Source organism: Prevotella sp. E9-3, from assembly GCF_022024015.1.
GTDB lineage: Bacteria > Bacteroidota > Bacteroidia > Bacteroidales > Bacteroidaceae > Prevotella.
In genome coordinates, this window is the sequence record NZ_CP091786.1 from 2,889,581 (window position 1) to 2,913,442 (window position 23,862).

The 23,862-nt window shown below is 45.6% G+C and carries 19 protein-coding genes; 2 read left to right on the forward strand and 17 right to left on the reverse strand.

The features are described 5' to 3' along the window. Window positions 1-41 precede the first annotated feature (41 nt). From L6475_RS11295 to lptB, 15 genes are all read right to left on the reverse strand, one after another. Window positions 42-1,769, reverse strand: coding sequence for an OstA-like protein (locus L6475_RS11295; RefSeq protein WP_237820104.1), 1,728 nt, complete (start codon window positions 1,767-1,769; stop codon window positions 42-44). Next, a complete protein-coding gene (locus tag L6475_RS11300) occupies window positions 1,757-3,160 on the reverse strand; it encodes a peptidylprolyl isomerase (protein ID WP_237820106.1) in 1,404 nt (467 codons plus the stop codon). The genes L6475_RS11295 and L6475_RS11300 overlap by 13 nt, the downstream gene beginning before the upstream one ends. After that, window positions 3,157-4,596: a peptidylprolyl isomerase gene (locus L6475_RS11305; RefSeq protein ID WP_237820108.1), complete on the reverse strand. Its 1,440-nt coding sequence runs from the start codon at window positions 4,594-4,596 to the stop codon at window positions 3,157-3,159. The genes L6475_RS11300 and L6475_RS11305 overlap by 4 nt, the downstream gene beginning before the upstream one ends. A gap of 9 nt (window positions 4,597-4,605) precedes the next feature. Further along, window positions 4,606-6,087 carry an IMP dehydrogenase gene (gene guaB, locus L6475_RS11310; protein ID WP_237820110.1) on the reverse strand — a complete coding sequence of 494 codons (1,482 nt, stop codon included), beginning with the start codon at window positions 6,085-6,087 and terminating at the stop codon, window positions 4,606-4,608. Between the two features lie 166 nt (window positions 6,088-6,253). Further along, on the reverse strand, window positions 6,254-7,444 hold the full coding sequence (locus L6475_RS11315) for a hypothetical protein (protein ID WP_237820112.1): 1,191 nt from the start codon (window positions 7,442-7,444) through the stop codon (window positions 6,254-6,256). Window positions 7,445-7,504: 60 nt separating this feature from the next. After that, complete coding sequence (locus tag L6475_RS11320; RefSeq protein WP_237820114.1) at window positions 7,505-8,269, reverse strand: hypothetical protein; 765 nt, start codon at window positions 8,267-8,269, stop codon at window positions 7,505-7,507. Window positions 8,270-8,328: 59 nt separating this feature from the next. Beyond that, window positions 8,329-10,203, reverse strand: coding sequence for a C1 family peptidase (locus L6475_RS11325; protein WP_237820116.1), 1,875 nt, complete (start codon window positions 10,201-10,203; stop codon window positions 8,329-8,331). A gap of 10 nt (window positions 10,204-10,213) precedes the next feature. After that, entirely contained in the window at window positions 10,214-11,368 is a 1,155-nt protein-coding gene (locus L6475_RS11330; RefSeq protein ID WP_237820118.1) for a tail fiber domain-containing protein, read from the reverse strand. Between the two features lie 13 nt (window positions 11,369-11,381). Further along, entirely contained in the window at window positions 11,382-11,708 is a 327-nt protein-coding gene (locus L6475_RS11335) for a hypothetical protein (RefSeq protein WP_237820120.1), read from the reverse strand. Window positions 11,709-11,879: 171 nt separating this feature from the next. Next, a complete protein-coding gene (locus L6475_RS11340) occupies window positions 11,880-13,496 on the reverse strand; it encodes a lipopolysaccharide assembly protein LapB (protein ID WP_237820122.1) in 1,617 nt (538 codons plus the stop codon). Next, window positions 13,496-15,673 (reverse strand): DNA helicase RecQ, encoded by a 2,178-nt coding sequence (recQ, locus tag L6475_RS11345; protein ID WP_237820124.1) that lies wholly within the window; start codon window positions 15,671-15,673, stop codon window positions 13,496-13,498. The genes L6475_RS11340 and recQ overlap by 1 nt, the downstream gene beginning before the upstream one ends. Before the next feature lie 7 nt (window positions 15,674-15,680). Continuing rightward, a complete protein-coding gene (gene clpX / locus L6475_RS11350; protein ID WP_237824145.1) occupies window positions 15,681-16,898 on the reverse strand; it encodes an ATP-dependent Clp protease ATP-binding subunit ClpX in 1,218 nt (405 codons plus the stop codon). Further along, window positions 16,895-17,557, reverse strand: a complete 663-nt coding sequence (clpP, locus tag L6475_RS11355; protein ID WP_237820126.1) for an ATP-dependent Clp endopeptidase proteolytic subunit ClpP — start codon at window positions 17,555-17,557, stop codon at window positions 16,895-16,897. The genes clpX and clpP overlap by 4 nt, the downstream gene beginning before the upstream one ends. Before the next feature lie 168 nt (window positions 17,558-17,725). Beyond that, entirely contained in the window at window positions 17,726-19,084 is a 1,359-nt protein-coding gene (gene tig / locus L6475_RS11360; RefSeq protein ID WP_237820128.1) for a trigger factor, read from the reverse strand. A 107-nt stretch (window positions 19,085-19,191) separates the two neighbouring features. After that, the gene (gene lptB, locus L6475_RS11365) at window positions 19,192-19,983 is read right to left on the reverse strand and encodes an LPS export ABC transporter ATP-binding protein (RefSeq protein ID WP_237820130.1); all 792 of its coding nucleotides are present in this window, start codon (window positions 19,981-19,983) and stop codon (window positions 19,192-19,194) included. A 222-nt stretch (window positions 19,984-20,205) separates the two neighbouring features. Here lptB and L6475_RS11370 point away from each other — a divergent pair, with 222 nt between their 5' ends. Further along, window positions 20,206-20,952 carry an ABC transporter permease gene (locus L6475_RS11370; protein WP_237820132.1) on the forward strand — a complete coding sequence of 249 codons (747 nt, stop codon included), beginning with the start codon at window positions 20,206-20,208 and terminating at the stop codon, window positions 20,950-20,952. Further along, window positions 20,949-21,755, forward strand: a complete 807-nt coding sequence (locus L6475_RS11375) for an ABC transporter ATP-binding protein (RefSeq protein WP_237820134.1) — start codon at window positions 20,949-20,951, stop codon at window positions 21,753-21,755. Before L6475_RS11370 ends, L6475_RS11375 begins: the two co-directional genes overlap by 4 nt. 340 nt (window positions 21,756-22,095) lie before the next feature. On the opposite strand, the gene L6475_RS11380 is transcribed toward L6475_RS11375, so the two are convergent. Beyond that, entirely contained in the window at window positions 22,096-22,494 is a 399-nt protein-coding gene (locus L6475_RS11380; protein WP_237820136.1) for a hypothetical protein, read from the reverse strand. Then, complete coding sequence (gene der / locus L6475_RS11385) at window positions 22,491-23,804, reverse strand: ribosome biogenesis GTPase Der (RefSeq protein WP_237820138.1); 1,314 nt, start codon at window positions 23,802-23,804, stop codon at window positions 22,491-22,493. Before der ends, L6475_RS11380 begins: the two co-directional genes overlap by 4 nt. Window positions 23,805-23,862 lie beyond the last annotated feature (58 nt).

The window sequence follows — 23,862 nt, forward strand, 5'->3', positions numbered from 1 at the left end:
TTTCCTCCATACGTTGGCGGTGGCGATCAATATAGATCGGACTATGGTAGAATCTTCTCGGTTTCTGCATTCTTCTGTTCTATAGCTATCGGCTTATTATGCTGTTCCGGTGTCTGGGTTTGAAATGTATCCGGTGTCAGAGATGCGTCAGGTTTTGATGTCTCAGCATCATCCTTCGGCAAAGAAAGCTTCTGTAGTGGAGCCTCACGTCGTTTCTGAACTTTCAACTCGGTTCCAGCTTTCTTACCTCGCCAAACGAATATATCTTCTTTCGACAGAGGACGGATATAGTCAAACCAAGTAAACCCGCTCAAATAACGCTTCTGTGGAGGAATCTGTGTCATGGGATAAACAACGCCCTCGCTTTTAGGAGTCCAAATACGTTCCAGCTTTTGCCCTTTTAGGAACATACGCATCTCGCTTGTCTCCATTGTCACCATTCCTATATAGCTGCTATCCGATTCGTCAATCGGGTAATAGACCACCAGTACATTATCGACAGCCCTACCCTCACGGATATTTCCTTTTTCAAAGAATGCCAGCATCTCCTTCGATGACACCTGATTGTACATATCCTTCTGATGAAGGTCTTCAATAGAGAAAGCCTGATTGATGACATGAGCACGATCTATAACGGAGTCTTTCATATAGACCTTGATCTCTTCGCCCAACAGTTGCTGGTTGTTATTCCAAATGATGGGATCCTTATAAAGTGTCATGCAAGAATCCTTTTGAATATACACCAAAGAGTCGCAGACGGCCTGAATATCTAAACGGTACGCGCGTACCTTATTGTACGCGTGTATAACACGATACACAGAATCCGTTTCCTTATTATATGTAAACACCTTGAATGTATCGGCATGCATGAACAGAGAATCACGCTGCGAATAGTCAATGGTCACAGCACTATCGGTACACATAGCATACCCCGTCTGGTCGTCATAATATCCATAGTTGCCCGTGAGCATATTTCTATTAACCGTGTCATTATAGACCACATTCACGAACGCCTCACTGACGCCAGTCTGCCCATTATACCATATACTGTCGCCAACGAGCAGTTTGCCATCGTTGTCAATTACCGAACGGTTGAGCAATTGTCCGCATTCAGAGTCAGTATTATAATATCCCAACTCTGAATAGATATGACTAGCACCGCTATGAATGTCAGAAGGACCGATGATATGTGCCAGTTTTGATTCAGTATTATAATAGAGAGAGTCGGTGGTAAGCAGGAAATCCTTGTCGCGCATAGACACGTCATAATAGAAAATAGCCATTTTCGTATCGGTGTGATATTCGCCCCAGTCGCTTACCAGCGTAGTCGTCTTGTCTATCATCTTTCCGCCTTCCATAAAATACCCCATATTCCAAAGGCGGTCGAAATATAGAGAATCAGTATAAAGTGTAGTACCGCGATGTTTCAGTACCACATTCTGAAGTGCCTGCATCAGCTGCTCGTTACCGTCGTAATAGCCATAGTCACTGACCAACGACAGTGTATCGCCCTGATACATTCTTACGTTTCCAAAAGCTTCAAACGAATTTGTTGATTCAAAGAAATTGGCACTATCGCAGAGTAGTCGGGCACCATCGTGCTCGAACTCAACGTTTCCGCGCAGCACCTGTGCATCATTGTTGCGCCAACGTTCATAAAACAGCTCGTCGGCATGAATCAGGTACACACGGTCATCTTTTTCTTTTTTGGCCGCTGCATACACGAAACAGCAACAGAGCGCAAAGAGAAAAAGCTTTATCTTACCCATCCTTGATATTCAAAGTCGCAGTCCCGATAGTTGTCGTTGATACGCACATAAGTGTTCTTTATCTTATCGACAACCCACTTGTGAAGTGCCTCAGCACGGCGTTTTTCCAACACTACATCCTTCATCACCTGAAAATCCTCAGTGATGGTAGCCTTATGTCCTTCCGTGCGACTTTTCAGTTTTGCGATGACACACACCGTCTTACCACGGTCATTAATCATGGTGAAAGGCTTAGAGATCTGTCCCACCTGTAGAGTGTCCACAACCTTTGCAACCTCAGAAGGCAGGTCTTGCAACTGGAACTTAGACGTCTGTCCCTGTCCTGACTGGTTAGCCATCAGACCGCGGTTGTTGCGTGTATTCTTATCGTCTGAAATAAAGGTAGCACCCTCTTCAAAGGTAAACTTCCCTGCTCGTATATCAGTTGCCACTGAATCCAGGCGGGCCAGCGAAGCGTTTATAGACGAGTCGTTCACCTCGGGTTTCAGCAGGATATGGCGCACTTTCACCTTGTCGCCACGCTTGTCAATAAGTTGTATGATATGATAGCCGAACTCAGACTCCACGATTTTTGAAATCTTTTTCGGATCGGTCAAGTTGAAAGCCACATTGGCGAAAGCCGGGTCGAACATGCCACGACCAGTATAGTCAAGCTCTCCACCCTTTCTGGCTGAACCTGGGTCTTCCGAATACAAACGGGCCAAAGTCTGGAAGGTTGACTGTCCACTCATCACGCGATCAGTAAAATCACGCAGTTCGTCCTTCACACGGTTAATCTCTTCTGGAGCCACGGTTGGGGTCTGTGCAATAATCTGCACCTCCACAGTGGTAGGCACGAACGGAATGCTGTCTGGTGAAAGTTCCTTGAAATAGCGGCGCACCTCAGCAGGCGTTACGATAACATTCTTAGCCAGATGCTCCTTCATGCGCTGAATCATCATCTGGTCGCGCAGTTCGTCGTGCATCGCAGCACGAATCTGACTGATACTCTGCTTACGGTACTCTTCCAGTTTCTCGCGCGAACCTATCTGAGAAATCATATAGTCCAAACGGGCTTCTATCTGAGACGAAACCTCCGATTCTGTCACCTCAATACTATCAATGGCAGCCTGATGCAAGAAAAGTTTCTGAACAGCAATTCGCTCAGGAATGGCGCAGTCGGGATTACGCTCCCAGCGTACCCCTTCCATAGCGGCCTGAATGCGCATCACCTCGATATCACTTTTCAGAATGGCCTCATCGCCAACCACCCATACCACCTCATCCACAGTACTTCCAACTTCCGTACTATCGGCAGCATTTACAGTGGTAACCTCTTTTGCCGAAGATGCGATGCCCAGTAAGGGCACCGCCATCATCAGTAAGAGTATTATAGTTCCTGTATTCTTCATTCGTGGTTATTTACAGTCTTCAACACATTCTCATCTACAGTGAAGAGATACTTCTTGCGCAGCTCTGCCACCCACTGTTTTTCCAGTTCTTCCTGATAGTCGGCAACCACCAGTCCACGCACATCAGTATAGTCTTCCGGTCCTTTCTTCAGCACCTTTCCATATACATCATCAAAAGGATAGTCCTTCACCTTGGTCACTGTAGTATCCTTCTTGAATACGATGCTATCCACCAAAGCATTATCGCCTTTCTTAAAGATACCTTTCTCTACACGGATACGCAACACAGAATCGTTGTTGAATGTAGTGCGAAGCTTGTCGGCCCATTTGTCGAAAGCCAGTTTCTTCACACAGTTCTTCACAGCCTGCAGGTCGGCAGCATCCTTCACGTGGTATGCCATACCTTTGAAGCGAGGCTCATCCCAAGCATATTTCTTTTTGTTCTTCTTGAAATACTTAGCCAGTCCGGCCTCATCCTTGGCAGCCTTGTCCCATACCAGCTTATTACTGATTTCATAGAGCAACAGGCCATCGTGGTATTCACGAATCAGGTTCTTAAGGTCAGAATCAGTAGCTGAGAACTCGTTGGCTTTCTCTTCCATCAGCTGAGCCTTTGTCTGAGCGCCGTTGGTAGCTTTCACCAGTTCATCCACCTTCTGCTCGGCAATGCGGTCGCGCAGGTTACGCTGCTCAATAAACTTCAGAATGGCTTCGCGATGGAATTCGAACGGTTCCATCTGCTTACGCTCTTTCACCATAATAATATGATAGCCAAAAGGCGACTGAACCACATCTGAAATCTTTCCTGGTTCCAGCGAGAATGCTACATCCTCATACTCTTTCACCAGTTGTCCGCGCTGAACGAAAGGCAGCAGTCCGCCCTGTCGGGCCGAGCCTGGATCTTCCGACACTTTCTTTGCCAGTTCAGCAAAGTCAGCACCATTTTTCAGGGCTGTATGAATACTGTCTATGCGCACCTTCACGGCAGCCTGTTCCTCGGGAGTAGCCTGCTGGTTCAAGCGCAGCAGGATATGAGCAGTCTGTACCAGTCCGTCAGGACCGATACGCTCTACCGTCTGGTCATAGATGCGGTGGGCCTCAGCCTCTACATCAGCATCCGTAATCAGCAAAGGCATCACCTGCTGGTCGCGATACTGAGCAAACTCATCCTTGAACGACTGCAACGTATCATATTTCTCGTCGAGAGCAGCAGCCACTTTCAACTTGTAGTTGATAAAGAGATCTACATACTCATTAATGGTCTTCTTGTCTATGACACCCTCTGAGTTGTTCTTATTGTAAGAATACTCAAATTCGGAACGGAGCACAGGAACGCCGTTCACCGTCATGATAACGGGATCCTTAACTTGCTGCGACTGAGCCACAACGCCCTGAGCAGATGCCGCCAAAAGAGCGGCCATTAAAACATGTTTCATTGTTATTTATTAATCATTAGGTCTCGAATAGTTGGGAGCCTCGCTGGTGATGGTGATATCATGCGGATGGCTCTCCATCACACCGGCATTGGTGATGCGTGTGAACTTAGCATCGTGCAGCTTTTCGATATCAGCAGCACCGCAATATCCCATACCTGAACGCAGACCGCCAGTAAGCTGATAGATTACTTCCTGAACGGTTCCTTTGTAAGGTACGCGGCCAGCGATTCCTTCTGGCACCAGTTTCTTCACATCCTTTGTGTCTGCCTGGAAGTAGCGGTCCTTTGAACCGTGTTCCATCGCCTCCAGCGAGCCCATGCCACGATAGCTCTTGAACTTACGTCCGTTGTAGATGATGGTATCACCAGGACTTTCTTCGGTACCGGCAACGAGCGATCCAATCATCACGCACGAACCACCGGCAGCCAATGCCTTCACAATATCGCCCGAATAGCGCAAACCGCCATCAGCGATAAGGGGCACGCCTGTTCCTTTCAGTGCGCTATATACGTCATAGACTGCACTCAACTGAGGCACGCCAACGCCAGCCACCACACGAGTGGTACAGATAGAACCCGGACCGATACCCACTTTCACAGCATCGGCACCATTATCCACCAGCATCTTGGCAGCAGCACCCGTAGCGATATTACCTACCACGATGTCGATATTTGAGAAAGAAGCCTTTGCTTCACGCAGCTTGTCGATTACGCCCTTTGAATGACCATGGGCAGTATCAATTACGATAGCATCGGCACCGGCGCTAACCAAAGCCTGCATGCGGTCAAGAGTATCGTTGGTTACGCCTACACCGGCAGCAACACGCAGACGACCCTTTTCGTCCTTACATGCCATTGGCTTATCCTTTGCCTTGGTAATATCTTTATAGGTAATCAGACCAACCAGACGGTTGTCCTTATCTACCACGGGGAGTTTCTCGATTTTATTTTCCTGAAGAATCTGGGCAGCAGCAGTCAGATCAGTCTGCTGATGAGTAGTCACCAGATTCTCTTTTGACATAACTGCTTCAACGGGGCGATCCAAACGACGCTCAAAACGCAGGTCACGATTGGTCACGATACCCACCAAGTGCTTGTCGTCATCGACCACGGGAATACCGCCAATATGATATTCAGCCATAATGTCGAGAGCCTGAGCTACTGTACTTCCAAGGGGAATGGTAATAGGATCGTAAATCATACCGTTTTCAGCGCGCTTTACGATAGCCACCTGACGCGCCTGCTCTTCAATTGGCATATTCTTGTGAATCACGCCAATACCACCTTCGCGAGCTATGGCAATAGCCATCTGGCTCTCTGTCACGGTATCCATGGCTGCCGTTACAAATGGAACGTTCAGCTCAATATTCCGTGAGAAATGAGTCTTCAGCTTCACGGTTTTTGGCAACACTTCTGAGTAAGCGGGAATCAACAGGACGTCATCGAAAGTAAGGCCGTCCATCACAATCTTGTCTGCAATAAATGATGACATATTTTGGTACCTTTAAAAAATTATTGCGTGCAAAGATACGAAAAAGATTGGAGATTGCAGATTGAAGAATGAAGTTTTTGGTTTGCCTTGCCATTTTTTAACCAATCTTCAATTTTCAATCGCCAATCTCCAATCTTCAATTTTTCAAGCTTGTTCTCTCTGCAGCTTACTTGACTATCTTCTTTCCGTTCTGAATGTACAGTCCGTGCGTAGGGGACTTTCCAAGCCGACGGCCTTGGAGGTCAAAGAGTGCATCATTCTCAGTCTTTGTTGCATTTTGACGAGTGTTGACTATACCCAATGGTATCACTTCTTCCGCAAGATCGGTCACAGGAATTAAGAAATAGTTGCAATCATGTACGCCCAGAATGCTCTGCATCTTTGGGCAGCTTGCGGGAAGCGGCAGTTTGTTTACCACCCCATACAGATCGACAACAGGGATGCGCTGTTCATTCTGTATGGCATAAAGAACACGCGCGCCACTATTGTCTTGCAAAGAGTCTAACGTCACATCTTTCACAATGACCACATCACTCAGCCCATTCCCTCCGAACAGTTCTTCAATAGTCACTACTCTATCAGACATATCAAAAGTCTGATTGACAATTAAATGCTCATCATTGGTACGCTCAGTAGGCAAAAGTAGTGGCACTCCATTGTCATCTCCTCTGACACCAACGAGGCTTCCTTTCAACACCATGCCCTTCTTCACATCAAGCTTGGTGTTGCGCAGACAGATGGCCGAACATGCTTCGCCACGGATGTAGATGTCATTTCCGCCCACGAACATCACAGTGTCGTAGAGCATCACCATACGTGCCTCTGTACCCAATTCCAGTTTTCGGAATTCACGAATATCCTGCACCATGGGTATGCCGTCATCGCCACTCACCCCGGCAATATCCTCCAAAGTCTCCGTATCAATATCATCTTCCTTTTGATCCAGTTCATCGAATGTATACACGTGGTCTCCTAACTCATAAAAAGAGCTGCATGTGACATCTCCATCCGATGTACGTTCAGACGGCAACAACAGCGGCATGCCATTATCATCCCCTCTGACACCAACGATGGTTCCTGTCAGCACCATGCCTTTCTTCACATCAAGCTTGGTGTTGCGCAGACAGAGGGCCGCACATGCGTCGCCACGGATGTAGATATCGTTGTCTCCCACAAACATCACAGTGTCATACAGCATCACCATACGTGCCTCTGTACCCAATTCCAGTTTTCGGAACTCGCGAATGTCCATCACAGTGGGTATGTCGTCATCGCCACTTACCCCCGTCGTATTCACTCCTGCCCACCCAAAGAGGGGCAACGCTACAATAAGCAAGCTTAATACTCTTGTTTTCATATGGCTGCATTTTTTAGGGTTAATACTTTTCTTACCTGAAGTCATAATTATAAGGTAAGCCTATTTATTCATTAATAATTTCTTTTTCCCGTCTTTAATATAAAGACCTCCCTGTAGGGGAACTTTCATTAATCGTCCTTGAAGGTCATAATAAGGAGGTTTACCCAGATGAAGTTCTGGATTTGGCGAATGTATCTTTAACAGAGAAGTTGCATTGTTATACAGGACTACTTCGTCTGAGCATAGAACAAGGGTGGGGATGGCACCTTCCAAATCAGCTGTATTTATCAACCCTGTCAAGAGCGATCCTATACCTTCCACCCAGACATCTGTCTGATAGGGAATCTCAACATTCACGACATGAAGGCAGTGTCGTACCTTTCTGTCATTACCACTATCAAGAATAGTATCCGTTACAGCTATCACACGCCATTGCCAACCAAATTTTTCAATCAACTCACCCTTTTCTAGTGAGAAATCAAAAAGAAGCTGACATGTATTTGTAAGCCCGTTATATGTATATACCTTACCATTTTCCTCACCTATCCAAATATTCTGCGGTGTCCATTCCGCAACGGAAGTTTCGTCTTCGTCAGGGACCTGTCTTTCCATCACTCTATTAAAATGAATTCCTTCTATCAAGGTATCGCCACTAAGACACATTTCTCTCTGATACACATCATCGTAGTCAGGATTGACGACTAACTTATACTGATAGCGCCATACTTTCCCTTCTTTCAAAATCGAATCGAAGTTGTCATTTGCAAAGAGTGCTGATGAAAGAAACAATACAATGCCTACAAAGAATAACAGTCTCTTTTTCATAATTATTAATTTTAGATTTTAGTTCTGCAAATATATGATTTTTAGTTTATTAATCCAAATTAAAACGAAGAAAAATCAGAAGAGTTACATATTTTCCCAAAAGTAGCATTAACAACTGAGCCAACAGGAGTGCTAAAAACAGAATTGGTTCGTATAACAATAATACCTCCGTTTAATAATTGCAACTGGCTTCCACTTTGCAACTGAATATATGCATTTGTTATAACGCCGCCATCTATTATTAACTTGCCACCATTCTCTACCGTAATAGTTGTACGTCCAAACATATTTAAGACGTTACGCACTATCAACGTCGCATTCGGCTTTATATTTATATGTGAATATTGACTTTGTTGAGTAGTATACGTTTGGGTTCCATTAATAATTAGAGCTGGCGATTGGTTAGGATTTAAAGATTCCAACACTCCATATTGATTCATCGCTCCTTGAGTATAACTTGCATCGTTACCATCAGGTATATCGGGAACCCATGAAGGGCAAAAAGACGGTTTAGACCCAATCCCCCAAAAATAATAGCCATCACCATCAGCATCTTCGCACACCACATCTGAGTCAGTATACGACATTGTTGTTATGTTTCCTTTCAAATAATAAGGCGTATTCAGATTTGCCGCATTAACATATACGTAAGCATAACCATTATCTCCCCATGAAGTACCCCAACTATTTTTCAAGATCCAAACAGTTTTCCCAATCAAATACGAATGATCAGTACTATTGATTTGTACCCAAACAGTCTCATCTGAAGAACGTATATAAATATAATCTCCTACTTCTATTGTTTTATATCCAACGAGAACGAGAGCATGCCCCCAATCACTAATGCCAAATGTAACTGGGGCTACAAACAATTTTTTCTTTATCGAATCCTCGTTAAAGGAAAGAGATCCGTAGTTTCCTAAGAACACTTCTTCGTCTGGCGAATCACATTTATTACTACAATCACTATTAGTTGCCGTATAAGGGAAACAACCCTCATTGACCACTCCATTATTTTTGATATAGTTCAAAGCAACGCCACGATTTCCGCCAGAACATCCGTTAGAATAAATACACGAGACCAATTGTTGTTCTGACAGATTCATATTCAACTGCTTGTTATAATACAAATTAACATAGGCTTCAAGTGCGCCAATAGCGGAAAAAGCCCAACATGAACCACAGTTTCCTTGATTCTTTACAGATGTCATCCAATTTTTCCCATGTCGATTCCTCCAATCCCAATTATCCACATATAAAGAACGTTCTTCCGAATCGACCTGAATTGTAGAGTTTTCAACACTTGGTATCGCAAATATTCCACCAATATAATAATCAAATCCGTACAATTCCGGTACTTTTCCACCAAACAAATTCTTTTTTTCTTCATAACTCATTTGGCTTAGGGATGTATGACCTGCACGCCATGTCATATTTCTCGCATTCAAATTCACATTTAGCTTATCAATAATAGCCTGAGCCTGTAAACGCTCAATTCCTATCTTTGACTCTCCCCTATGCCTGAGATAGAACAAAGAATCAATCTTAATTGTAGCTCCACGAACTGTCACAATCAATTCCTTGGGACGAATTTTTTCTAGCGATAATGTTTCTATGCAGACATTTTGAAAAGAAGAAGTTCCCGTTTTAGTCAACAAAGGGTAATTCTCATATACCATGTAATCATAGTCATATTCATCTCTCAGTAGAATCCGAACATAACTATTCTCTGAATTTAAAGTTGCTGTCCCCGAAACGGAAAGGCCGTAGACAAAATCATCCACGCATAAAAGTTGAGTTGTATCCTGAGATGTCAACAGCCCAACAGGCACACTCACAGCCTCTCCCTTATTGCCCATTATAAAACACTTTTCTGTGTACTGAGCTAACAGAACCTGAGGAATAAGCATTAATAAACACAAGAAGTATTTCATGATGGTATTCCTATTTCGATAAGATCATTCTTTTCGTATCCACTTCCTTGCCATTGACAACCAGAGAATAAATGTACATGCCAGCAGAAAGCTCGTAGCCATTGATGGTGACACTTTCCATAGCAGCGTCAACGGCTATCTGTTTCTGCATCTTGCCCGACATATCGAAGATATAGATATAGGCATTCATCGCATCTTCGGGCAGCGTAAAACGAATGACGGTGCGCTCAGTGAAAGGATTAGGAGTGTTCTGAGCCAAAGCGGCTGTCTGTGGTAGTAAGGTCTGGCCGGCAGTAGCTGTCATAGTAGGAGCGTTCTTAGTGAGGCCTTCATCATCAGTCCCGCGTAAATCGTCTATCTGCTCCTTCAACTCCTGAATACAGCGGAGCAGAATGGGAACCATCTCTGTGTAATTAACGCTGAGGTAGCCATCCTGACCTTCCGTCACCAGTTCGGGAAAAACTTCTCGAAGTTCCTGAGCTATCAGTCCAATATGACGCTCCTTGCCTGACTTGTCATTTAACTGACGTAGTTTCAAGGTTGTTGCTGAAGCTGTATCAAGATCTACGTATTCATGAGGTTTATAATTATAGGAAATCACGCTCAGATTCTTAATACGAGCTAATGCATTCCCATTTTTAGCGTCATCGAACACTACCACGTTCTCCTTTAGTCTTATGTCGGATGGAGTTATGAAACTTGTTGCAGTAAGACTACCCACAACACGGGTTTCTCCATCAAAGTAGCCTGCATAACGCCCTGGGACATACACTCCCAACACATTGGTTGTGGTTCCAAAAATACCAGCACCATTTTGAGTTCCTTGCACACTACCAAGCACTCCATAGTTATATCCACTAGTTGTACTACCTGCTATGCCTCTGACACCTATTGCTCTCCCAAAATTTTTTGGTATTGGAGGATAAGTATCGCTATTAAAGCCTATATAGTAATTTCTGCCATCATCTACTTTATTGCGAGAGAAAAGATTAAAGTCAAACTGGCTGTATTCGGTGTCTTCTTTATTGCCGATGGCCAACTTTGCATATTGGAATTCGGCGGGAGTCATCACTCCGACCCTTCCACTACTATAAACATTCAACTGAGCATTCAATGTCAAGAAATTGTAGCACAAGCAAAAAGCTACGAAAAGATATTTTTTCATATTCTCTTATTTTTTAAAAGGTGATTTCACAATAGTAGTAGTAGTTGCTGCCGTCATAGAGCTGCAGCTCATAGTCTCCAGTGAGGGTGCTGGGCAATGTTACTGAATCCACATCAGAGGGAGCAACTGCTGAATAGACCTCCTCACCCTCTTCGTCAAGCAGCACAAGTGTAAAAGACGGATGATCTGTCTCAAAAAAAAGAGTGTAATTGCCTAATGCCACATTAGGAGCTTGCAAAGGAGAACGAGGACGTGGAATTCCTTGACCAACAGGAACAACGACTCCTACTTCAAAAGTTATACGCGTCATCGTTCCAGGAATGAATGCAAATGTTGACATACAACAAAGCATTACCAACAATAATAAAAAACCTTTCTTCATGATAATAATTAAAAAGTACGCCACAAAAATAATTACATTCCTTGAATCAAGGACAATTATTTCAGAAGAAAGATGTAACAAAATGTATCAACACAAAACACAATATCTTGATTATCAAATAGTTAACATCTAATTTATCGACATTACTATATTATCAAAATCTTCAGGTTTTCCTTTAATATTGAAGATTTTCTTCAAAAGACGGCTTCGACGGGTAGACACATATTGTGAATAAGTACCCATGATTGTACATATTTCCGCAACTCCAAACTGCATACGAATCAACATACACAGATGTAAATCAGCATCGGTGATACTCTTTCCACGAGTAAGTGTTTGACGGAATGCTGGAAGTTTTTCATCAAACAGCATTTCGAGTGCCTTCCAATGCCGTGTTTTTACTTCTACTGAGGGATGGGTCGTAACATAAAGGAAGAAATCGTATATTTCGTTGTCTCTAAGATTGACAGCAGGTATATTCTGAATACCCAACAAACTCAATAGCTGTTGTTGGTTCTCCAAAAGTTCCTTTTCATATTTTATCCTATACTCATTCAAGGTTGCCGCAGAAAGTTCCTCTTGTACTTTCTGAATTTTCTCAATTTGATGCTCATACTCTTTTGTCAGCCTTTCTACCAACATATTCCTCATGACACGCTGACGGTACAAAATGAACAATAAAACAAGTATTAATATGGCACAGATAGATAATGATACGGTTCTGTTCAAACGAACCTCGTTAGCTTCATTTTCTTTTTGACGCGCAGCTCTCTGATGCACGCTATAATTGTATTGCGAATGCATGCGCTGTAACTCACTAATAGACGACTCACGATAATTCAAAACGCCAGTCTTATAACACAAATCTGCATATTTAGCAACGGAATCACTTTGCCCTGACTTCAGATAAGTAAGATACAATCCTTTGTATGCGCCTTCCAGTTTCTTGGAATCTGTTTCTCCCTCTAAAAGTCTCTTAAAACAAACTATCGCTGAGTCATTTTTATCAATAGCAGAATAAAAAGAGCCTTTGGTATAGTAATAAAAAATATGTCGTGGTGCTTTGTTTTGTCTATCGTAATAGTCAGAATATGTTTCAAAAATATTAATATAATGTAGAGCGTCTTCAATACGGTCAGACTCAACAAAATAAAGGAGTGTAGGCTCAATATAGTTTGCTGCTACCGTCTGTCCATATACACTTTTGGTTATCTCATAAGCATTTAGGTCAGTTATAATGGCTGAATCAACCTGACCTGCCATATAATAAGCTTGGCTTTGCTTTTCAAACGAGACCAACCACATTAGAGTATCATTATCCTTAAGTGCATAGTGCTGACAGAACTTTTCCTCTTCGAGTGCCTCCTGTGGCAGCAGTTGGTCGTAAAACAGTTCTGCCATCTGCCCATGTACTCGGCTAAGCAGACGATAGTCACAATCAGCAGCTGTTGTGTCAGCACAATTAACGGCTTTCTGGAATTCGTCCAAAGCTTCGGGAGCCTGACCACGGTCGCGATAGACGCTGGCCAGCAGGTAATGGGCCTGCATGCGCTCATTGTGTGTGCCGTGGCGGTCCATCCACTCTGTGACGGCAGGCATCACGCTGTCACCGGCCAAAGAGATATAGTTGCGATTCATCGAGTCAACCTCGGTCATGAATCGCAACATACGTTGCCGTTCAGCTGTTGAAGTACAGCCCAGAAAGCCCAGTAAGTGAATGAGACATATATAATGTATAAACTTCATCAGTTGGCCATGTCCGAGATGAACTTGATGCGCACAAGGCGAATCTCATTCTCATCGATATCGGCACCGAACTCGTCGATAGCAGCCTGAAGGTCGTCCTTCTCCTGTTCGCGGAAGAACTCGTAAATATCGTTGATATCATCGGGATCCATAATATCCTCCAGGAAATAGTCGATATTTACCTTATTTCCACTATAGAGCACGATTCCCTCCAACTCGTCGAGCAATTCCTCAAAGTCAATACCTAAAGCATTGGCAATATCATCAAGAGCAATACGGCGATCGATATTCTGAAGTATCTTCAACTTACGCATAGAGTCCTTGGCCTTGGTACGCACACGCAAATCGGCCTGTCGGGTGATTTCGTTCTCCTCACAATAACGCTTAATCAAGTCCACAAACTCCTTAGCGTATGGCTGACGTGTCTTTCCATCGCCTACGCCCTGGATATTCTTCAGTTCCTCAAGCGTGATGGGATATTCGGTAGCCATCTGCTCAATGCTGACATCCTGGAAAATGACATAAGGAGGTCTGTCCAGTTTGCGCGACCACTTCTTGCGCAAATCGTGCAGCATTGACGAGAGCGTGAGGTCAAGGGCACTGATTCCTCCCTCGGCGGGTTCGTCATCCTCACTGAATTCATGGTCGGCAACCACCTGGAAGGATGTAGGAGCCTTCAGGAATTTCTTACCAGCAGCAGTAACCTTCAGCAAGCCATAGTTCTCAACTTCTTTCTTCAGATAGCCCATCAGCAATGCCTGACGAATCACGGGATTCCAAATCTTATTGTCTTCATCCTCGCCAGAACCGAAGGAATCGAGTTCATGATGCTTATGAGCACGAATTTCCTCAGTTTCACGTCCGGTAATAAAATCTATCACGTAATCGGTGCGGAAATTCTCCTTGATATCCAAAATGGCTTTCAGCACGATAACCAGTTGTTTGCTGGCCTCTATCTTCGTCTGTGGATGCAGACAGTTGTCACAGTTATGACAGTTGTCCTGCTCATAGTTTTCACCGAAATAATGCAGCAACATTTTCCGTCGGCAAACACTTGTCTCGGCGTAAGCAGCCGTTTCCTGCAGCAACTGGCGACCGATATCCTGCTCGGCTACGGGTTTCCCCTCCATGAACTTATCCAGTTTCTGGAGGTCTTTATAGCTATAGAAAGCAAGGCAGATGCCTTCACCGCCATCACGACCGGCACGTCCTGTCTCCTGATAGTAACCTTCCAGACTCTTCGGAATATCATAGTGAATGACGAAGCGCACATCAGGCTTATCAATACCCATTCCAAAGGCAATCGTAGCCACAATCACATCTATTTTCTCCATCAGGAAATCATCCTGCGTCTGTGTACGTGTAGCGCTGTCCAAGCCTGCATGGTAGGCAGATGCCTTGATATCGTTGGCACGCAACACGTCGGCCAGATCCTCTACTTTCTTTCGTGACAAACAGTAGATGATACCGCTCTTGCCAGCGTGCTGTTTGATGAATCGTACAATATCCTTATCGATTTCCTTTGTCTTAGGGCGCACCTCATAATAGAGGTTCGGACGGTTGAACGAGCTTTTAAACTCGTCGGCTCCAAGAATGCCCAGACTCTTTTTGATGTCCGTACGCACCTTGTCGGTAGCCGTTGCCGTGAGCGCTATGACCGGAGCCTTTCCTATCTCATTGATAATGGGGCGTATCCTACGATATTCGGGGCGGAAATCATGTCCCCATTCTGAAATACAGTGAGCCTCATCGACCGCATAGAACGAAATCTTACAACTTTTCAGGAACTCTACGTTATCCTCTTTCGTCAACGACTCAGGAGCCACATAGAGCAACTTTGTTTGACCAGCCCGCACATCGGCTTTCACCTGATCGATTGCACTTTTGTTGAGTGAAGAGTTCAGGAAATGGGCTATCCCCTCATGTTCACTAAGATTGGTGATAAAGTCCACCTGATTCTTCATCAGTGCGATGAGCGGTGAGATGACAATAGCCACACCGTCCATCAGTAGCGAAGGCAGCTGATAGCAGAGCGACTTACCGCCACCCGTTGGCATTAGTACAAAGGTGTCGCGTCCATTCAGCAGATTCTGAATGATGGCCTCCTGATCGCCTTTGAACTTATCGAAGCCGAAATAGTGTTTTAGTTCTTTTGTAAGATCTGGTTGCTTAGTCATAGGCTATTTATTGCAAGTGCGACTTATCCAGTTGCTGTTGAGCATACTCGCGCGACACTTCAAATGTTTTTTTCTTTGTCGAGGGCACTTCAAACATTGCATCCATCATGATATTCTCTACGATAGAGCGCAGTCCGCGTGCACCAAGTTTATATTCTACTGCTTTGTCAACAATCAGTTCCAGTGCATCCTCAGCAAAGGTCAGTTTGATGCCGTCCATCTGGAACAGTTTCTCGTACTGGCGCACGATACTGTTTTTCGGCTCAATAAGGATGCGGCGCAGAGCCTCACGGTTGAGTGGATTCAGATAGGTAAGCACTGGCAGGCGGCCGATAATCTCGGGGATGAGACCGAACGACTTCAAGTCTTGCGGCTGTACATACTTCATCAGGTCTTCCTTGTCTATCTTGCGCACGTTCTGTACTGAGTTGTAACCCACGGTATGAGTGTTCAGTCGCTGGGCTATCTTACGCTCAATACCATCGAAAGCGCCACCGCAGATAAACAGGATGTTGCGTGTGTCCACGTGTATATAATCCTGATCGGGATGTTTGCGGCCTCCCTTTGGCGGCACATTGACAACGGTACCTTCAAGGAGCTTCAACAGTCCCTGCTGAACGCCCTCGCCACTCACATCGCGAGTGATGCTAGGATTATCGCTCTTGCGGGCAATCTTGTCTATCTCGTCAATGAACACGATACCGCGCTGGGTAGCCTCCAGATTGTAGTCGGCCACCTGAAGCAGTCGGCTCAGGATGCTCTCTACGTCCTCACCCACATAGCCGGCCTCAGTGAATACGGTAGCATCGACAATGGTGAAGGGAACATCGAGCAGTTTGGCAATGGTTCGAGCCAGAAGGGTCTTTCCCGTTCCTGTCGAGCCCACCATAATAATATTAGACTTCTCTATATCTACGCCATTGTCGTCGGCAGGCTGAAGCAAGCGCTTATAGTGGTTATAGACAGCCACTGAGAGGTAGCGTTTGGCCTCGTCCTGACCAATGATATACTGATCCAGATAGTCTTTAATCTCACGTGGCTTGGGAACCTGCTTCAGTGTAGGCGTATTCCTCGAAGCACCATTCTTTGCCATGATGCCCGACTCCTCCACAATCTCATAGGCTCGTTGGGCACACTCATCACAGATGAAGGCGCCGTTCCCAGAAATGAGCAGTCTGGTTTCTTTCTCACTTCTTCCGCAGAAACTACACTTCTTCATGCTTATTTCCTCGACAGTACCTGGTCAATCATTCCATACTCCTTTGCCTCGTCAGCCGTCATCCAATAGTTACGGTCTGAATCGCTCCACACCTTCTCGTAGTCAGTATGCGAGTGGTCGGCAATGATGGTATAGAGTTCTTTCTTGATTTTCTGAATTTCGCGAGCCTCAATCTCAATATCGCTGGCCTGTCCCTGCACACCGCCCAAGGGCTGGTGAATCATCACGCGACTGTGGGGCAGTGCTGAGCGCTTTCCTTCAGCGCCAGCCACCAGCAATACTGCTGCCATTGAGGCAGCCATACCGGTACAGATAGTAGCCACATCGCTGGTGATGAACTGCATGGTGTCATAGATGCCCAGTCCAGCATAGACGCTACCGCCAGGCGAATTGATATAGATACTGATATCCTTTCCAGGATCGACAGAGTCCAGATAGAGCAACTGTGCCTGAAGGGTATTGGCTGTATAATCGTTTACTTCCGTACCCAGGAAAATGATACGGTCCATCATCAGACGTGAGAACACGTCCATCTGCGTAACGTTCAACTGGCGCTCTTCCAAAATGTATGGGTTCATGTACTGCGCCTGTGTTTTCATCACGTCGTCTAGCACCAGTCCATTCATGCCCAGGTGCTGTGTGGCATATTTCCTGAAATCGTTCATTTTTTATTCTCCTCTTAATTATTATCTAATACAAAGTTAGAAAAAAAAGTCGATACTATTTTCTTTTTTAAGAATTATTTATGATTTTAGTCGTATAATAATAAATGCCACCACCAGTCGTTCTGGTAGTGGCAATTTATTCTTTGAAATGCTTATTTCGTGGAAGTATTATGCTTCCTGCATCATCTTATTGAATTCGTCGAGTGTCACCTCCTTGGTGTTCAACTTCACTACACCTTTCAGGGCTGCAGTGAGCTTCTGGTCGATGGCACGGTCAACGAACTGATCAATATTCTCACGTTTCTTCAGCTGTTCAGCGGCATAGTTGTCGAGCACATCCTCGGGGATGTTGTTCATGCCATACTGAGCAAACTGCTGGCGAATGGCAGCCTTGGCCATCTGCTTCACGTCGTCGTCCTCAACCTTGATGTTGTTGGCAACAACCAGCTGCTCCTTAATCAGGTGCCACTTCAGCTCGTCGATAGAGGCCTTGAAGTTCTTCTCTACAAACTCCTCGCCCTTATCCTTGTTATTGTTCAGCATCACGCGCTTCAGCAGAGCCTCGGGGAAGGTCAGTTCGCCCACCTTCTTCTCAACATACTTGCGAACGTCCTGCAGGAACTTGAAGTCGCTGTTGGCCTCCAGCTGGGGCTTGATCATGTCGGCAATGCGCTGACGGAAATCAGCCTCATCCTTCACGCCCTCACCAAATACCTTCTCGAACAGCTTCTCGTCGATAGCAGCGGGCTGGAAGTGACGGATCTCAGTGATCTGGAAGCTGAAGTCAGCAGTCAGGTCTTTCACCTTCTCCTTATCAACCTTCAGCAGGGCAGCCACCTCAGCATCGTTGTCGGGATAAGCCTTCTTGGGGTTGAAAGTGATGATATCGCCGGGCTTAGCGCCTTCAAACTTCTTGCGCTCGTCGTCGCCCTTCATATAGCTTGGCATCAGCATGCCGCCCTCAGCCTCAATACCGCCTTCGAGGGTATTGCCGTTAGCGTCGAGCTGGCGCAGGTCGCCTTTCAGGGTGTCATTGCCGCTCCACTCCTGAGCCTCAACGAACTCACCGGCCTGCTGTGCAAACATCTGCACCTGGTCCTCAACGAGCTTGTCGTCGGCCTTGATGCTATAGTAGTCAACTTTATCCTTTGCAGTCAGTTCTGCCTTGAACTCGGGAGCCACAGCAATGTCGAACACAAAGGTGAAAGGACCATCCTGTTCGAGGTCCTGAGCCTGCTGTTTCTCCTCGTTGGGAAGGGGCTCGCCCAGCATCTGAATCTTGTTCTCACGAACATACTCATAGAGCTTCTCGCCCAGCAGACGGTTCACTTCGTCAACCTTCACGGCTGTGCCATACTGCTTCTTGATAAGACCCATGGGCACCATACCTGGACGGAAACCAGGCACCTGAGCCTTTTTGCGATAGTCTTTCAGTGTCTTGTTTACTTTCTCTTCATAGTCTGCCTTCTCGATGGTGATGGTCATCAGGCCATTCACTTTGTCGGCAATTTCAAACTGAATATTCATCTTCTATATACCTTATTTAATATTATAATCGAATTTGAGCGTGCAAAATTACTCATAAAAGCCGTAAAAAATGCACGATTACCATTTTTTAACAAGATTGCAGAAGCCTATCCCTCTTCTTCTTTGCGTTTGCGTTCCTCTTCCAATTGCTGGAAGTCTTTCTGGCGTAGCACGAACGAATCGGTGAGGTAGTTTTTGCGCACTATCTCGTTGGCAGCCAGTTCTTCAGGCGATCCATGGAACAAGATTCGGCCTTCGAAAAGCAGGTACGCACGGTTCGTAATACAAAGGGTATCCTCCACATTATGGTCGGTAATGAGAATGCCGATATTACGGTCTTTCAGCTTCCACACAATGAACTGGATATCCTCTACGGCAATAGGATCGACACCGGCAAAGGGCTCATCGAGCATGATGAACTTCGGTTCGATGGCCAGACAACGGGCTATCTCGCAACGGCGGCGTTCGCCACCCGAAAGCTGGTCGCCCTTATTCTTGCGCACTTTCTGCAGACGGAACTCTTTAATCAGGCTTTCCAGCTTCTCCAGCTGGTATTCGCGCGGTTTTCCCGTCATCTCAAGAACAGAGAGAATATTATCCTCGACGGACATCTTGCGGAACACGGAGGCCTCCTGGGCCAGATAGCCGATTCCCGCCCGTGCCCGTTTATAAACGGGATAGTTGGTCACTTCCTCATCGCCCAGATAGATATGTCCGGCATTGGGAATCACCAGACCCGTGGTCATATAGAACGAGGTGGTTTTTCCGGCACCGTTAGGTCCCAGCAAACCCACAATCTCACCTTGACGCACATGAAAGCTTACGTCGTTGACCACTGTGCGCTTGCCATAGCGCTTTACCAAGCCTTCAGAACGCAGTACAATCGATTCTTCTGCCATAATCTGTCATCTAAATCTGTTTCAGAGCGCAAAGGTAGGCATTTTTTCCGATAACAGAATAAACACTATGAAAAAATTACTGATTAAATGAAACGAATAATGGCCAAAATTTTAAAAATAATGGCCAAAATTCTGAAAATAATGGCCAAAATTTTATTCACTACTTCGTATAACTCCCAACTTTTTAATAACTTTGCACCCGCAATTAATATCTTTTTTTTAATGATTATACACAAATGGCTTACCGTTTTCGGACGTTACCTCATTCTGATGGGGCGCACGTTTTCCGTTCCTGAGCGGTTTCGCATGTTTTGGAAACAATATGTCAAGGAAATGGCCCAACTGGGCGTGAACTCCATTGGCATTGTATTGCTTATTTCCTTTTTTATCGGTGCCGTCATCTGCATCCAGATGAAACTGAACATCGAGAGTCCGTGGATGCCGCGCTGGGTGGCCGGTTTTACCACTCGTGAGATTATGCTGCTGGAGTTCTCGTCCAGTATCATGTGTCTGATTCTAGCTGGTAAAGTAGGCTCGAACATTGCCTCTGAAATAGGCACCATGCGCGTAACCCAACAGATTGATGCTCTTGACATTATGGGGGTCAACTCTGCCTGTTATCTTATACTGCCGAAAATCATGGGCATGCTCACCATTATGCCGGTGCTGGTGGTCTTCTCATCGGTGATGGGCATTATAGGCGCCTACGCCACAGCCTATATCGGCCACATCATGCCGCCCGACGACCTTACCGCCGGCCTGCAGCACGATTTCGAGTCGTGGTTTATATGGATGTCTATCATCAAGAGCCTTTTCTTTGCCTTTATCATCTCGAGTGTGCCCTCATATTACGGCTATACCGTTGAGGGAGGCTCAGTCAATGTGGGAAAGGCCTCTACCGACGCTGTTGTATCGTCGAGTGCGCTCATCCTGTTTTCTGATGTATTCCTAACCCAGTTGCTGTCATGATAGAAGTAAAAGAACTAAAAAAATCGTTTGAAGAGCGTTCTGCCGACGGCACTCTGCTGGGACGGAAAGATGTGCTGAAAGGCATCTCTACCCTATTTGAAGACGGCAAGACAAACCTGATTATCGGACAGTCGGGCTCGGGCAAGACGGTACTGATGAAGAATCTTGTGGGCCTCCTCAACCCTACCAGCGGACAGATTCTGTATGACGGGCGCGACTTTGTAAAGATGTCGAAAAAGGAGAAGGTGATGATGCGCCGCGAGATGGGAATGATTTTCCAAAGCGCTGCCTTGTTTGACTCGCTGACCGTACTGGAGAACGTGATGTTCCCCCTCGACATGTTCTCGTCGATGACGCTGCGCGAACGCACCAAGCGCGCCATGGACTGTCTGGACCGTGTGAACCTTGTCGGCGCCGAACAGAAATTCCCCGGCGAGATTAGTGGCGGTATGCAGAAGCGTGTGGCCATTGCCCGTGCCATTGCCCTGAATCCCAAATACCTGTTCTGCGACGAGCCCAACAGCGGACTGGACCCGAAAACCTCGCTTGTGATTGACGACCTGCTGCACAGCATCACGCGCGAATTCAATATGACCACTATCATCAATACGCACGACATGAACTCGGTGATGGGTATTGGTGAGAACATCATCTTCATCTATGAAGGCGAGAAAGAATGGCAGGGCAACTCGTCGCAAATCATGAACTCTACCAACAAGCGCCTCACGGATTTCATCTTTGCCAGCGACTTGCTGAAAGAAATGCGTGAAGCTGTTACCGGGCAGTCGTCAAATAAAGGCTGAACAGACCGTCTATTGCCCAACAACAGGATGAGGGCTGAAATAAATTATAGCTAAAATTTTAAGAATTATAGCTATAATCGTCGAAATTATAGCTATAATTTGCTTTTAAATGAATTGCGGCTAACCACAACAGAATGTTGGATTAGCCGCAATTGCTTATCTATATCTACCATCCTTTTATTCTTTTGGAAATGAACGTTGATAAGTGCGTCATTTCTCTATAGTAGAGGATGACGATTGCAAAGATAGTGCATTGAACGCAAAAGGTGTATTTCAATTTCACATTCACAAAAAAAACGTTCAAAATCGCAAAACTATCGATTTTGAACGTTTTTTGTTATTATTTCATCTTCCACTCACCATTTCGCTCAACCATCGGAACGACGATTTCTTCCTTCAGCGAATCGGCGTAGTCTATGATCATAAACACCTGAACCAGATGCTGGGCCGTATCCATCACTGCCCTACTGGCGGTGATGCCGCGTATGCCTCCATTCTTGGACTCCTGCTGCCGATGAAATTCCTTATATGCCATGAGCAGTTCGTTGCGGTAAGTGGCCGGAAAACTGTCGGCATCGACTCTACCCGCCAAGAAGCCCTCGTAATTGCCTGCCAGCAATTGGTCGTAGCTTTGCTGTGCCGACTGCATGGCAAGTGTTTCGGGAGTATGATCCTTTCCACACTGCACAAAGAGAAGAGTGAAGGCAGCCAACAGCCAGATAAAACACAGTGGCCTCATTTCTGTCGCACAAAGATATTGATGGGCGAACCTGTGAGGGTCCAGTTCTCACGAATCTTATTCTCGAGGAAACGCTTGTAGGGCTCCTTGATGTACTGAGGCAGGTTGGCATAGAAGATAAAGGTGGGAATCTGTGTGTCGGGCACCTGACTCACATACTTGATCTTGATATACTTACCCTTAATAGAAGGCGGCGGAGTGGCTTCAACCAATGGAAGCATCACCTCGTTGAGCTTAGAGGTGCCAATCTTCACCTTACGGTTAAGGTAAACCTGCTTGGCTGTTTCCAGCACCTTAAAGATGCGCTGCTTGGTGAGTGCAGAGGCAAAGATGATGGGGAAGTCAACGAATGGAGCCATACGCTGGCGGATGGCATTCTCGAAGGTATCAATAACCACTTGCGACTTTTCTTCCACGAGGTCCCACTTGTTTACGACTACCACCAGACTCTTGTTGTTCTTCTGAATGAGCTGGAAGATATTCATGTCCTGTGCTTCAATACCACGGGTGGCATCCAGCATGAGGATACACACATCGCTGTTTTCGATGGCACGGATAGAACGCATCACAGAATAGAACTCAAGGTCTTCGGTGACTTTGTTCTTGCGACGGATACCTGCTGTATCAACCAGATAGAAGTCGAAGCCGAACTTATCGTAACGGGTATAGATACTGTCACGGGTGGTGCCTGCAATATCGGTCACAATGTGGCGGTCTTCACCTATAAAGGCATTGATAAGACTGGACTTTCCGGCATTAGGACGGCCCACAACGGCGAAACGGGGAATACCGTCTTCAATATCGTCTTTCGACTTCTCGGGAAGAATCTCCAGCACCTTGTCAAGCAGATCGCCCGTACCGGAACCGGTGGCCGCACTTACACAGAAAGGATCGCCCAGTCCCAGTTTATAGAACTCATACTGTCCGTAATAGTCCTTTCCATCATCGGCCTTGTTGGCCACAAGGATGGTAGGAAGTTTGGCACGACGCAGAATCTGGGCTACATCCATATCCCAGTCGGTCACACCATTCTTTATATCACACAGGAAAAGTACTAAATCAGCCTCTTCAGTGGCAATAATTACTTGTTTTCGAATCTCCTCCTCAAAAACATCGTCGCTATTGACTACCCAGCCACCGGTATCTACTACCGAAAACTCGCGTCCGTTCCATTCGCACTTGCCATACTGGCGGTCGCGGGTTGTACCGGCTTCATCGCTCACAATAGCCTGACGGCTGTTGGTCAGTCTATTGAATAAGGTGGACTTTCCAACATTAGGACGGCCCACGATTGCTACTAAATTTGCCATAATTATAATTATTTGTGGCAAAGGTACAAAAAATATATTAATAATCAATTGATTATCA

Excerpts from the sequence above, each read along its gene's own strand:
- L6475_RS11325 (WP_237820116.1), bottom strand. The coding sequence starts at position 10,203 with ATGAAATACTTCTTGTGTTTATTAATGCTTATTCCTCAGGTTCTGTTA.
- L6475_RS11330 (WP_237820118.1), bottom strand. The coding sequence starts at position 11,368 with ATGAAAAAATATCTTTTCGTAGCTTTTTGCTTGTGCTACAATTTCTTG.
- lptB (WP_237820130.1), bottom strand. The coding sequence starts at position 19,983 with ATGGCAGAAGAATCGATTGTACTGCGTTCTGAAGGCTTGGTAAAGCGC.
- L6475_RS11300 (WP_237820106.1), bottom strand. The coding sequence starts at position 3,160 with ATGAAGAATACAGGAACTATAATACTCTTACTGATGATGGCGGTGCCC.
- L6475_RS11305 (WP_237820108.1), bottom strand. The coding sequence starts at position 4,596 with ATGAAACATGTTTTAATGGCCGCTCTTTTGGCGGCATCTGCTCAGGGC.
- L6475_RS11315 (WP_237820112.1), bottom strand. The coding sequence starts at position 7,444 with ATGAAAACAAGAGTATTAAGCTTGCTTATTGTAGCGTTGCCCCTCTTT.
- L6475_RS11320 (WP_237820114.1), bottom strand. The coding sequence starts at position 8,269 with ATGAAAAAGAGACTGTTATTCTTTGTAGGCATTGTATTGTTTCTTTCA.
- der (WP_237820138.1), bottom strand. The coding sequence starts at position 23,804 with ATGGCAAATTTAGTAGCAATCGTGGGCCGTCCTAATGTTGGAAAGTCC.
- guaB (WP_237820110.1), bottom strand. The coding sequence starts at position 6,087 with ATGTCATCATTTATTGCAGACAAGATTGTGATGGACGGCCTTACTTTC.
- L6475_RS11335 (WP_237820120.1), bottom strand. The coding sequence starts at position 11,708 with ATGTCAACATTTGCATTCATTCCTGGAACGATGACGCGTATAACTTTT.
- L6475_RS11375 (WP_237820134.1), top strand. The coding sequence starts at position 20,949 with ATGATAGAAGTAAAAGAACTAAAAAAATCGTTTGAAGAGCGTTCTGCC.
- tig (WP_237820128.1), bottom strand. The coding sequence starts at position 19,084 with ATGAATATTCAGTTTGAAATTGCCGACAAAGTGAATGGCCTGATGACC.
- clpP (WP_237820126.1), bottom strand. The coding sequence starts at position 17,557 with ATGAACGATTTCAGGAAATATGCCACACAGCACCTGGGCATGAATGGA.
- L6475_RS11370 (WP_237820132.1), top strand. The coding sequence starts at position 20,206 with ATGATTATACACAAATGGCTTACCGTTTTCGGACGTTACCTCATTCTG.
- recQ (WP_237820124.1), bottom strand. The coding sequence starts at position 15,673 with ATGACTAAGCAACCAGATCTTACAAAAGAACTAAAACACTATTTCGGC.
- L6475_RS11295 (WP_237820104.1), bottom strand. The coding sequence starts at position 1,769 with ATGGGTAAGATAAAGCTTTTTCTCTTTGCGCTCTGTTGCTGTTTCGTG.
- L6475_RS11340 (WP_237820122.1), bottom strand. The coding sequence starts at position 13,496 with ATGAAGTTTATACATTATATATGTCTCATTCACTTACTGGGCTTTCTG.
- L6475_RS11380 (WP_237820136.1), bottom strand. The coding sequence starts at position 22,494 with ATGAGGCCACTGTGTTTTATCTGGCTGTTGGCTGCCTTCACTCTTCTC.